Origin of the sequence: Stutzerimonas stutzeri (assembly GCF_024448715.1) — a bacterium.
Classification (GTDB): Bacteria; Pseudomonadota; Gammaproteobacteria; order Pseudomonadales; family Pseudomonadaceae; genus Stutzerimonas; species Stutzerimonas stutzeri_AR.
The window spans coordinates 129814-141702 of the sequence record NZ_JAMOHZ010000003.1 but is presented as its reverse complement, the minus strand read 5'-3'; the positions used below and the strand labels follow the sequence as shown (position 1 = coordinate 141702).

Annotated in this window: 13 protein-coding genes; all 13 read left to right on the top strand. The window is 60.2% G+C overall.

Annotated features, from left to right (window positions below):
* Positions 1-161 precede the first annotated feature (161 nt).
* The 13 genes from NAV33_RS07335 (at position 162) to NAV33_RS07275 (ending at position 11889) form a co-directional block, all read left to right on the top strand.
* Positions 162-824: a hypothetical protein gene (locus NAV33_RS07335; protein ID WP_255978450.1), complete on the top strand. Its 663-nt coding sequence runs from the start codon at positions 162-164 to the stop codon at positions 822-824.
* A 79-nt stretch (positions 825-903) separates the two neighbouring features.
* Positions 904-1485: a glycoside hydrolase family 108 protein gene (locus NAV33_RS07330; protein ID WP_255978448.1), complete on the top strand. Its 582-nt coding sequence runs from the start codon at positions 904-906 to the stop codon at positions 1483-1485.
* Positions 1486-1920: 435 nt separating this feature from the next.
* Positions 1921-2619 carry a DUF1441 family protein gene (locus tag NAV33_RS07325; RefSeq protein ID WP_255978446.1) on the top strand — a complete coding sequence of 233 codons (699 nt, stop codon included), beginning with the start codon at positions 1921-1923 and terminating at the stop codon, positions 2617-2619.
* Positions 2616-4730, top strand: coding sequence for a phage terminase large subunit family protein (locus tag NAV33_RS07320; RefSeq protein WP_255978444.1), 2115 nt, complete (start codon positions 2616-2618; stop codon positions 4728-4730). The genes NAV33_RS07325 and NAV33_RS07320 overlap by 4 nt, the downstream gene beginning before the upstream one ends.
* Before the next feature lie 81 nt (positions 4731-4811).
* Entirely contained in the window at positions 4812-5021 is a 210-nt protein-coding gene (gpW, locus tag NAV33_RS07315) for a gpW family protein (RefSeq protein WP_255978442.1), read from the top strand.
* Positions 5021-6697 carry a phage portal protein gene (locus NAV33_RS07310; RefSeq protein WP_255978440.1) on the top strand — a complete coding sequence of 559 codons (1677 nt, stop codon included), beginning with the start codon at positions 5021-5023 and terminating at the stop codon, positions 6695-6697. Before gpW ends, NAV33_RS07310 begins: the two co-directional genes overlap by 1 nt.
* Complete coding sequence (locus NAV33_RS07305; protein ID WP_255978438.1) at positions 6690-7970, top strand: S49 family peptidase; 1281 nt, start codon at positions 6690-6692, stop codon at positions 7968-7970. The genes NAV33_RS07310 and NAV33_RS07305 overlap by 8 nt, the downstream gene beginning before the upstream one ends.
* A gap of 2 nt (positions 7971-7972) precedes the next feature.
* Positions 7973-8386, top strand: coding sequence for a hypothetical protein (locus NAV33_RS07300; RefSeq protein WP_255978436.1), 414 nt, complete (start codon positions 7973-7975; stop codon positions 8384-8386).
* A 15-nt stretch (positions 8387-8401) separates the two neighbouring features.
* Positions 8402-9445: a major capsid protein gene (locus NAV33_RS07295; RefSeq protein WP_255978433.1), complete on the top strand. Its 1044-nt coding sequence runs from the start codon at positions 8402-8404 to the stop codon at positions 9443-9445.
* Between the two features lie 61 nt (positions 9446-9506).
* Positions 9507-9863 carry a hypothetical protein gene (locus NAV33_RS07290; protein ID WP_255978431.1) on the top strand — a complete coding sequence of 119 codons (357 nt, stop codon included), beginning with the start codon at positions 9507-9509 and terminating at the stop codon, positions 9861-9863.
* The gene (locus NAV33_RS07285) at positions 9863-10432 is read left to right on the top strand and encodes a hypothetical protein (protein WP_255978429.1); all 570 of its coding nucleotides are present in this window, start codon (positions 9863-9865) and stop codon (positions 10430-10432) included. The genes NAV33_RS07290 and NAV33_RS07285 overlap by 1 nt, the downstream gene beginning before the upstream one ends.
* Positions 10433-10447: 15 nt before the next feature.
* The gene (locus NAV33_RS07280) at positions 10448-11014 is read left to right on the top strand and encodes a hypothetical protein (RefSeq protein WP_255978427.1); all 567 of its coding nucleotides are present in this window, start codon (positions 10448-10450) and stop codon (positions 11012-11014) included.
* 5 nt (positions 11015-11019) lie between these two features.
* Entirely contained in the window at positions 11020-11889 is an 870-nt protein-coding gene (locus tag NAV33_RS07275; RefSeq protein ID WP_255978425.1) for a hypothetical protein, read from the top strand.

Here is an 11889-nt window from a genome sequence, read left to right as displayed (position 1 = left end):
TGTCAATATATGCAAAAAAGAATTGACTCTGCCGTTGAATCGTTCAACATCATGTCAACAGATAGTTGAATTATGTGGCCCGGCTGCTGAGGGCGTACCAAGAGGGTGGTATGCACCACCTGGTGTCTAATTATAGTTAGATAGCGAGGACGAGATAGAAAATGGCAGACAAAGGATTTGCGAACCGGTTGGAGATAGCCTGCGATGGTCATCCCGACATCCCTGCCTATGGAAAGGGCCGCCAGACATGGGTCAAGGAAAAGATGAAAGTCAGCCATGAGGCTGTGCGTAAGTGGTTTGCGGGCGAGTCTCGCCCGCGTCCAGCGAAGATGAGCGAACTGGCTACGCTACTGCTGGTGGATGAACCCTGGCTTTCCCTGGGCATTACGCCTGAAATGGCGCCGAAGCAGCGAAAGGCGCAGAACGCCCGAGCGGGTGGGGCTGTAAACGTGTTTATGGGTCTGCTGCAACTCAGCGGTGGACACTGTGCATTCCCTGCCGAGGACGATGCTTCGGCCGAAGCGGTTAGCTTCCATGCCATTCGCGAGGGCACCCAGACCTCCTATCTCGTCGCCCTGGCTCAGCCGATCGAGGAGGGTGGCCTTCGCATCATTCTTCCAAAATCATACGAACGATGTGCAGTTGTTGGCGCGATCCAAACCTCGCCAGTCGATGTAGATTTCATTCGCATGCCCCATGATCTGATCGATAAATACGCGGACCGGAAAGGCGGATACGTCGTCATCGATTTGGTGGATCACGGTGGGAGCGGAGGCTACGGCACCAAGGAAGACCGCTGGCCGGACATCGAAAAATTCAACTAACAAAAGTTGAAAATCGCGTCGACAGCTGAAACTGGCAACGATACTTTGGTAAAAACGAGTCGCCAAATAGTGTCATGCCATGCCGGAATCAGCCCAAGAAAACACGATTAACGCCATTATTGCCGCGATAATAAAGGCCGAAGGCGGCTACTCGAACAACAAGAAGGATCGCGGCGGCGAGACTATGTATGGCATCACTGCAGCAGTAGCTCGCGCCAACGGCTATCTCGGTCCTATGGCCGATCTACCAAGATCGCTCGCGGAGTTCATTTACCGCAAGCGCTACTACACCGAGCCCAACTTCCACCTCGTTCTGGCATTGTCCGAACGGATCGCTGAGGAGTTGGTTGATACCGGCGTGAATATGGGACCGCACCGTGCTGGCGAATTCCTGCAGCGTTGGCTGAACGGTTTCAATTCCGCCGATAGCGGGTACGACGATCTATTCGTCGACGGCCGGATCGGCCCTGTCTCGATTGAGGCCTTGTCTCGATTCTTGCGCAAGCGCGGCGTGGAGGGGGAGAGCGTAATGCTTCGTGCGCTCAACTGTACCCAGGGCAACCGCTACCTGGAAATCACCGAGAATAATCTCTCCCAGCGGACATTCCTCTACGGCTGGGTTCGCGCTCGGGTTGCGATCTTGGATTCAACCAACAGTTGACAATACATCCTAAGGTGAACAACAATCCCCTCTGCCGGCCATAAGGTCCGGCATAACCCCACGTAACGCGTTGGGTAGGGCTTGAATGCTCCTGTGAGGCACGCTGCAGAAACGCTTGGAAGTTTGCTCTTGAAGGCCATCGGCCCCAGCAGGGCGCGACCAAGTGAAGCGATCGGCCGAATGCGCCCTGTCGAAAGGCCGGGGTCGTGTTGCAGTCGGTATCCGCGCCGATGGCGAGAGAGCGGCCGATCCACCTCGTAAGAGGCTGCATCGGGGATTGATTTGACGGTGAATACGAAAGGCTGTGCACGGCTGGACAGTAACCGGAAGCTAACTAGAGCCAAGTGACCACCGGGAAGGTTTTCGCGACCAGGCCGCGGCAGCAACTCAAACGGCGCAAATCAATCCCCAATGCCGCCAGTTCCGGAGTAACCCATGGCCCCGAAAGAGGCGCCCAAGAAACGTGGCCGCCCGCCGAAGGCCAAGCCGCCGGTTGCAGCTGAAGAGATCGATGACCTGATCGGCGACACCGACGAACCGCTAGACCCGGTCGTCACCGCGTTGGCCGATGTGTACGGCGGCGTTAGCGCCAGCTGGCTTGCCCAGGTCTTTGGTCACGACAAAAACACTATCGCAAAGAAGCTGGCCTCGGCCGGCTGTGAAGTAGTCGGTCGCCGCAACGGTGGACCGCTGTACCGCATTCCTGATGCCGCAGCCTATCTGGTCAAGCCCAAGGTCGACCTCGTCTCGTACATCAAGACGCTGCGCCCGAACGATCTGCCGCCAATGCTCAACGATGCCTACTGGGGCGCGATGCTCAAGCGGCAGAAGTTTGAGGAGAACGCCCGTGATCTGTGGCGCACGGAGAGCGTGCTGAAGGTGTTCGGCAATCTGGCCATCTCGTTCAAGACGACGGCAAATCTCTGGGTTGAGGAGGTCGAGCGGATCGAGGGTCTGACCCCCGAGCAGCGCGTGCTGATCACGCAGCTCACTGACCGGCTGCTGGAAAACGTCTACCAGCTGATGGTCGAGGCGCCCAAGAACGGAAACACCCTTTCGTCGCTGATGGATGACGGCGCGGAACCCGAGGATGACGGCGCGGAACCCGAGGATGCTCAAGGGGCAACGGATTGATCTTCACCTCCCTTGAGCAGATGATCGCAGCCTCGGCCGGAGGCATACGCCCACCGGAACGGCTGACAGTAGCGGAGGCGGCTGAGAAGTCGCGCTACTTGAACAACCCGGGCAGCTACGTCGGCTACTGGGACAACAGCATTGCTCCGTATTTGGTCGAACCCATGGAGGTGCTGACCAGCCTGGACTACCTCGGGATGATCTTCGCCGGTCCCGCGCGTACCGGTAAGTCCGATATGTTCTTCAACTGGCTCGGGCACACCGCGATCTACGATCCGGCGGACATGATGCACGTCCTGATGACCCAGGCCACGGCTCGCGACTGGAGTCAGAAGGATCTGCGCCGGGCGTTCCGTCATTCCAAGAAACTGGGTGCGACCGTTGCCCCGGGTCGCGATGCCCGTTCGACTCACTCGATTCGCTTCCTCAGCGGCATGCACCTGCTCGTCAAGTGGCCGACCATTACCGAGCTGTCGGGTAAGACAGTCGGGCGCAACTGGCTGTCGGACTATGACCGCATGCCGCAATCTGTGGACGGCGAAGGTAATGCTTACGATCTGACGGCCAAGCGTGGACAGACCTTCCGGCGCAACGCCATGACCGTGGCGGAATCGAGCCCGGGCTATGAAATCGAGGACCCCAAGTGGGTGCCGAAGAGTCCCCACGAAGCCCCGCCGACCAAGGGCATCTTGGCGCTGTACAACCGGGGTGATCGTCGTCGCTGGAATTGGAAATGCCCGCATTGCCGGAACGCTTTCGAGCCCGACTTTAAGCTGCTGGTGATCCCGAACAGCAAGGATCACGTCGAGGCCGCCGAGGCGACTGTGATGCGCTGCCCACACTGCGCGGGCGTGATCTGGCACGACGGACGGGACGGTGTGCCCGGTAAGAATGAGCTGAACCAGGTTACCGAGGGCAACGCAAGATGGGTACGCGACGGTGAGATTTGGCTGCCGCGCGAGAACAGGGTCGAAGGTGTACCGTTCCGCTCGGACATCGCCAGTTTCTGGATGAAGGGGCCTGCGGCTGCATTCACCACTTGGCGCGACCTGGCGCTTAAGCACCTCAAGGCCGAGGAAGAATACGAGCGCACGGGAAGCCAGGAAGCCCTAAAGACGACAGTTAACACTGACCAAGGTTTGCCGTTCCGGCCACGCGGTGTCGACGAGGGTCGCCTGTGGGAAGACGTGAAGGCCATGGCTCGCGACCTCGGTGAGAAGGTCGTTCCCGAAGGCGTCCGCTTCCTCTTGGCTACGGTTGACGTACAGGGTGCCAGCTTTCAGGTTCAGGTGATGGGCATGGGGGAGGGCGGCGACATCACGGTGATCGACCGCTTCGCCATCAAAAAATCGACGCGCCTGGACGAGGACGGTGAGCGCGAGCGGCTGAACCCAGCCTCCTACCTGGAAGACTGGAAGCTGCTGATCGATCAGGTGATCCTCAAGACCTACCCCCTGGCCGATGGCTCGGGGCGTGTCATGTCGATCAAGGTCACCGGTTGTGACTCGGGCGGTAAGGGTGACAAGAAGCACGACAGCTCGACCACCAAGAACGCCTACGGCTTCTGGCGCATGCTGCGTGACTCTGAAGGCGAAGAATTCCCGGCTGGCCTACACAACAGGTTCCGACTGCTCAAGGGCGGCTCGAACAAGACCGCGCCGAGAGTGCAGATCAGCTATCCGGATTCCGAGCGTAAAGACCGGAGTGCCGGTGCGCGCGGCGAAATCCCAGTGCTGATGATCAACACGCTGACCCTCAAGGATCAGCTGAACGTTATGCTCGATCGTTCGATCCCCGGCGGCGGCAGGATCAACATGCCTGACTGGTTGCCCGACTGGTGGTTCGCTGAAATGGTCGCTGAGGTCCGCGGCACCGACGGCTGGGTAAAGCAGTCACCTCGCAACGAGGCGTGGGACCTGCTGGTTTACTGCATCGCGCTGTCGCTGTATCGGCCGATCAAGATTGAGCAGCTGAACTGGAACGACCCACCGGGGTGGGCGGCCGAATGGGATGAGAACGATCTGGTGTTCCGTCCGGAGTCGCGAAAGTCTGGGCAACCGGTCAAGCCTAAAACGCAGAGTCTCGAAGAACTCGCAGCATTGCTTGCTTAGCGATTCAACTTTCGGTTTCTCTTGCAACAGTTGGTTGGTAGGATTCCGCCGAACAATACTGTTTCCGCCACCGGGTGTCGAATGGCCGTAGACCTGCAAACTCAACTGCAAGAAGCCGAGCAGGCGTACCACAACCTGATGGTCGGCCAGTCTGTGGCTGAGTTTCGCGATCAAAACGGTGAGCTGGTTCGGTACACACCCGCTAACGCCACCAGGCTGCTCGCCTACATCACCTCGCTGAAGATGCAACTAGGCGGTTGCCCGGTCGGCCCTGCGAGGGTCTGGTTCTGATGCAAATCTCGGTCACCGAAGCCCAGTATGACCCGCTGATCGGCGAGATGCCGACGCGGGACCTGGCCATGCGTGGAGCCTACGACGCCTCCAGTCAAAGCATGCGGGAAATGTCCCTATGGACGTCCCCGCTACAGTCGGCTGATATGGACATCCTGCCAGACAAACTGGTGATGGATTCCCGGGTTCGCGACACGCTGCGCAACGATTCCTATGTGCAGAACGGCGCCACCATCCAGAAAGATTCCATCGTTGGCGAGCTGTTCTTGCTCAACGCCAAGCCGAATCACAAGGTGCTCGGGCTGGACGAGGTCTGGGCCGAGGAGTTTCAGGAAGAGGTCGAAGCCAAGTTCACCCTTTACGCCGAGTCGATCCGGAACTTCCCCGATGCCGCGCGCAAGCTGACCCTCACCGGCATGGTTCGCCTGGCAGTCGGTGTGCACGCTATGGCCGGCGAAGTTCTGGCTTCCGTCGAGTGGATGCGCAACGGTTACCGCCCGTACCGCACCGCTCTGCAGATGCTCGACGTTGATCGTCTGGGTAATCCAAACGGCGAGATGGACAGCCCCATCCTTCGCGGAGGTGTGCAGCGTGACCGCTTTGGCGCACCGCTAGGCTACTGGATTCGCGAGGCACATCCTGGCGACTGGATGAACCCCGACGGTTACACCTGGAAGTACGTGCCAGCCACGCGCGGTCAGGTCACAGGTAACGCCGGTTGGGATCGTCCGCAGATGATCCACATCGTCGATCAGTGGCGGCCTGACCAGAGCCGCGGCATCGCCGCCATGGTCTCCGCCCTGAAAGAAATGCGGATGACCAAGAAGTTCCGCGACGTGGTGTTGCAGTCGGCCGTGCTGAACGCCAGCTACGCGGCCAGCATTGAATCCGATCTACCCAGCGATGTGGCCCTTGCTCAAGCTGGCGGCGGCGACCGTGCTGCGCTGGCCGATTACGCCAGCACCTACCTGGGTGAGGTGGCCAAGTACGTCGGCGGCTCGCGCAACATCCACCTCGACGGCGTGAAGATCCCGGTGTTCTACCCCGGCACCAAGATGAAGCTGCAGAGCGCAGGCACCCCTGGTGGCGTCGGCTCGGACTTCGAAGCGTCGATGCTGCGCTATATCTCGGCGTCCCTGGGCGTCAGCTACTCCCAGCTTTCGAAAGACTACAGCGCGGCGAACTATTCGAGCCTGCGTGCTGACCTTGCCGAAGTCGGCAAGCGCATGCGGGTCCAGAAGCGCCAGGTGGCGGATCGCTTCGCCAGCACCTTCTATCGGCTGTGGCTGGAAGAGGCGCTGAACAAGGGCGACATCACCGCCATGCCGCGCAAGGCGCCGAACTGGTACGACGGTCTCAATCAGGAGGCGTACTGCGTTGCCGAGTGGATCGGCGCCAGCACCGGCCAGATCGATGAGCTGAAGGAAACCCAGGCTGCCGTGCTACGGGTCAACAATGGTCTCAGCACCCGCGAGGACGAGCTTGCGAAGCTCGGCAAGGACTGGCGCGTGGTGTTCCAGCAGCTGTCTCGCGAGAAGAAGGCTGCCGAGAAGCATGAGCTTGAATTCGGCGCTGACAAGTCCAGCCAGAATCAGATGAACGCCGCCAGCGGCACCCCGAGCAGCACGGGTGACGGACCACGCAGCGCAGATAAAGAGGAAGACACTGATGAGTAACCTGCTGGCTGCACGCTTCGCCAACACGCCTGTGATGGTCTGCGGTGACCGGGCCGATTGGATGAGCAACTGCCTGGCGTCCGTGTCGGCCGAGCTGAAGACGATCGAGTCCCGCGCTTCCGCCGAACCAGTGGCGATGGCCTATGACGACTTCTGGCCAGCCGCTGACAGCTGGATGGCGCGCTACCGGCCGTACGTTGTCCAGGACGGCACACTGCTGATCCCCATCAAGGGGATGCTGCTGCACGACTTCGGTTACCAGCTGTACGACTGGGCCACCGGCTACGTTTACATCCAGAAGGCATTCGAACGTGGCTTGGCCGACGGCAGCGTCCAGCGCATCGCCATGATCGTCAGCTCCGGCGGCGGTGAAGTCGCAGGCTGCTTTGACGCGGTTGATCGCGTCTTCGCCATGCGCGGGCAGAAGCCCATCCACGCCTTCGTCAATGAGCACGCCTATTCGGCCGCTTACGCTTGGGCGTCAGTGGCCGACAAGATCAGCATCACCCGAACTGGCGGCGTCGGTAGCGTGGGTGTCGTGACGTCCCATATGGACGTGTCCGGCTGGAACGAGAAGATGGGGGTCAAGATCACCTTCATCCACGCCGGAGAGCACAAGGTCGACGGCAACCCGCATGAGCCGCTACCCGAGGCAGTCAAAAACCGGATGCAGGCCCGGATCGACGGCCTATACAATATTTTCGTATCGACAACGGCACGGAATCTCGCGCTCGATGAGCAGGTTGTCCGCGACACCCAAGCACTGACTTACAGTGCCGAGGAAGCGGTCAGCCTGGGCTTCGCACATGAGATCCGGGCCTTCGATGAAGCGCTGGCCGCCTTCTCTGGCGGACTGTCACCAACCGCAGGAGAAGAGACAATGAGCACACCGGAACAAGCCGCTGCACCCGCACAGGCTGATCTGGATGCGGCTCGCGCCGAGGGCCGGAAAGAAGGTGCTACGGCCGAGCGCGAACGTATTCAGAGCATCCTCGGTTGCGACGAAGCTGCAAATCGTCGCGACCTCGCTTTCCACCTTTCGATGAATACCGACCAATCGGTTGAATCAGCAAAGGGCATTTTGGCTGCATCCCCCGAGCAGGCCGCCAAGCCTGAGAAGGTCGAGGCTGCTGACAAACCAAACGCTTTCGAGCAGGCCATGGATAAGGGTAACCCCGAGCTTGGCGCTGACGGCGGCGGCAACGATGAACTGGCAACCGGTGAGGCCCTGCTGAAGGACTTCCGCGCAGCCAACGGCTTTGGGAGCAAATAAGCATGTACACACCCGATTACACCAACGCCGGTATTGCCGGCTTCCAGAATGACTCCGTTGCCGGCGCCGTCGAGCTGTTTGCAGGCGACACGCCCGCGCCCGTGACCGTATCGGCCAAGGTGCCTGCGGATCTCGCCACGGCCGGTATTCCCGCCTGGACGCCCGTCTCGGTGGACTTCGAAACCGACACCATTGCGCTGGTCGACGGCACCACCGTCACCAAGGCCAACGCGATCACCGTCGCGCCCGTTGCCGCAGGCAGCCCGGCCACCACCAGCGTCCCGGTTTACAAGGCCGGTATGTTCAACATCAACGCTCCGAAGTGGCCAGCTACATTCGCCACCGAGGCTGCCAAGCTCGCGGCGTTCGATCTGGCGGCCTGCCAGATTTACGTCAAGAAGCCGTACTACGCCTAAGGAGCGATAGGAACCATGACTATCCAAATCAGTCCGCTGGACACCTCGACGCTGCTGGGCTTCTACCGAGAAGTCCCCGCGCCGAGCAACTACTTCCGCAACCTGCTGGTGTCCTCGGTCATCAACTCGGACGATGAATTTATCGACTTCGAGAAGCTGGTGGAAGGCCGCAAACTCGCGCCGCTGGTGGTGCCGACATCCCAGGGTCGTGCGATGTACAGCGAGGCATCTCGCATGTCACGCGTCAAGCCCGCCTACCTGAAGCCGAAGGACCCGGTCAGCCCAGGTCGCGCCATTAAGCGTCGTCCGGGCGAAAGCATGTTCAGCCCCAACTCGCTGTCCCCGCAGGGTCGCTTCCTGGCGATCATCGGCGACATCCTGCGATGCCACCGCAGCGGCATCGAGCGTCGTCTGGAGTGGATGTGTGCTGAAGCCGCGATCTACGGCAAGGTGACCCTCGAAGGTCCAGACTATCCGACAACCATCGTCGACTTCGGCCGTGCCCCTGAGCACACCGTTGTGCTGACCGGTCTGGCCACCTGGGACAACGAAGACGCCGACATCGTCGCCGACCTGAACACCTGGGTCGAGCGTGTCCGTCGCGCCGAGTTCGGCGGTCCGGTCAACCGCGTAACCCTCGGCAAGGATGTTGTTGGCCCGTTCCTCAAGAACGCCAGCGTCCGCGAGCACCTGGACACGCAGATCCGCGGCACCAATGCTGAGCTGAACATCGGCATCCGCTCCGGTGAGTACAGCGAGCGCCTGGGTAAGATCGGGAACCTGGAAATCTGGACCACCAGTGACTTCTACGAGCTACCGGAAGGCGGCACCAAGGAGTTCATGCCGGCGAAGGGCGTGCTGTTGTCCGGCCCGAACATCAACATGGTCGAAGCCTACGGCGCGATCCTGGATGACAAGGCCAACTTCAACGCGCTGCCGGTGTTCCCGAAACAGTGGACCAACCAGGACCCGGCCGTCACCTACGTGATGACTCAGTCCTCGCCGATCGAGGTGCCGGTCAACCCGAACTGCACCCTGTTCGCGACCGTGCTGGCCTAAGCCAGAGCCATAGGGAAGGCGGCTAAGGCCGCCTTTTCTTTCAACTAGAAGGTGATAAAACATGAAACAGTTGATCGCAATTCACGAAGTCGTCCGGATGGGTGCTGATAAGACCCGGGAAGTCATCGCTCCTAAGAAATCATTCACGGCAACCGAGAAGGACGCCGAGTACCTGGTGCGCGTGGGTGCCGCCCGGATGGGCGCTGCGGTAACGGAAGAGCCGGCAATTGCCGTGCCTGCATCCGGCTCCACCGACGATACGGACCCCAAGCGAGACCTGACCAAGCTGCTCAAGCCCGAGCTGCAGGAAATCGCCAAGGGGCTGGAAATCGAAGGCTACGAGGCCATGACCGTTGCTCAGCTGCGCGAAGCCATCGAGGCTGAAGAAGCGGCCGAAGAAGACGAGTCGATGATCTGATGGCCAGTCTCCGCGAGATCAAGCGTAAGGCGCGCATGCAGTTGCATGCCTTGGCCGCTGAGCCAGCTCTTTATCTCGCGGAGCCTACCGCTGTGCCTGTTGGGGTCACGGTTCGCCTACACCTCTCGTTCAACGAGCTAGGGGAGCTGCTGCGCGGAGGCTTCGCTGACCGGCAGGAAATGACACCTCGCATTATTTTCATGGGCAGCCAGGTTCAACCCTTGCACCGCGGCATCGTGGTGACGAAGGACCTGGGTGCCTATCTGGTCGATAACGACCTGCCGCCGGATGACATCACCATCACGGCTGAAGTCAGCAAGCTCAGCCGCAACCAGACCATCAGCTTCGGCTGGGACCCGGACCTCCAGTTCATGGGGCTCGCCGCTGAGCAGCCGGGCAGCAACCCGGGCTTCCTGCCTACAACCGTCATCGTCACCAAAGGGGAGCCTGGCAAATCGGCATTCGAGCTATGGCGCGAGCAGCCCGGCAACGAAGACAAAACAGAAGACGAATTCATCGAATCGCTCGGCAGTGGCAGCTCCACTTCGTGGGGCGAGAAGGGCTGGTAAAACAGGGGAATCGAAATGGCACTGGTCAAATTTAACAAGGTCACCACTCTGCCGGGCACTCTCGACGCGGATACGTTCTACTTCGTCGAGAACGGCACGTTTGCTGAGTCCTACATTACCGACAGTAGCGGGGAGGCTCGTTCAGTCGGCAATAGCGCGATGATCAATTCGCTTATCCAGGCAGCTCTGGCCAACTTTTCAGCCGAGGGCAATGCGCTGGAGATCGTCCCGGACATCGCAGCCCGCGACAGCCTGACCGCATCGACAGCTGGCACCGCAATGATCCTAGTTGTCGATGCTTCCGGTGACGCCACAGTCGCCAGCGGCTCTGCACTCTACGCCTGGGATGGCGGCAGCTCGACGCTCTACAAGGTCGCCGAATACGAGTCGATGGACGTGATCGTTCAATGGTCGTCGATTCAGGGCGGCCCCGCCTCATCTCCAGCCCAAATCGACGGTGCCGTTACAGCCTCGCACAACCATTCCAACAAGGCCGACTTGGACAAGATCGGCTCGGATGCAGACGGACTGCTGTTTGACGGTTTACCGGTCAGCACCCGCTGGTCCACAAACACCTGGTGATCTGAATGGCAAAGCTGCTAATCCACAAGGTCGTCAGCAGCCTGCCCGCTGAGCTTGAGGCGGATTCCGTCTACTTCGTTCGAGTTGGCGCTGGCTTCGAGATCTACGTTACCAACGGCAGCGGGACCATCGTGCCGTACCCGAGCAACTATATCTCGCTCGATAGCCCCGCTTTCACCGGTAACCCGACGGCGCCGACGGCTGATGCTGACGCCAACGACATGTCGATTGCGAACATGGCGGCTGTGCGGGCGGCGATGGCGTTGTTTGGGCTGGGCACCACTGGAGTGTTACCCACTTCCAGTGCCTCTGCCAACGACCTCAAAACGTCTGGTTGGGTATGGCTGAACACGGGAGCCACCGATAAGCCTCTCGGCTCATCCTCGGGGATTTTATTCACCCAGCCTGCCCCCAATCTCAACACGCTAAACCAGCTGTTCTTTGACTCACAGAACAAGCAGCTATCGTGGCGCCAGCAGAACACCGCCACGGGCGAGTGGGAGGACTGGGATAGCTTTTGGCACAGCGGCAATCTCACCCCCACGGGCGTGACGGCCCCTGGCCCCTGGCAATACCCGACCTTGCTTAACGGCTGGATAAACTACGGTGTCGCTGCTGGCTTCACCTACCGTAGTGCACGGTTCCGCAAGCACAACGATGGATTGGTAGTGGTTGAGGGCCTCATAAAGGGTGGTGGCATCGGTTCCGTAGCATTCACCCTACCTTCGAGTTTTCGCCCAAGCCAGCGTCTGATCTGCGCAGGCTACTCCAACGGCACGGTTTCACGGATTGACATCACCCCTGAAGGGGAGGTCATTGCCTACGCCGGTAGCAACGTCTACTTCCCAATCCATTTTGCGTTCGCGGCGGGCTGA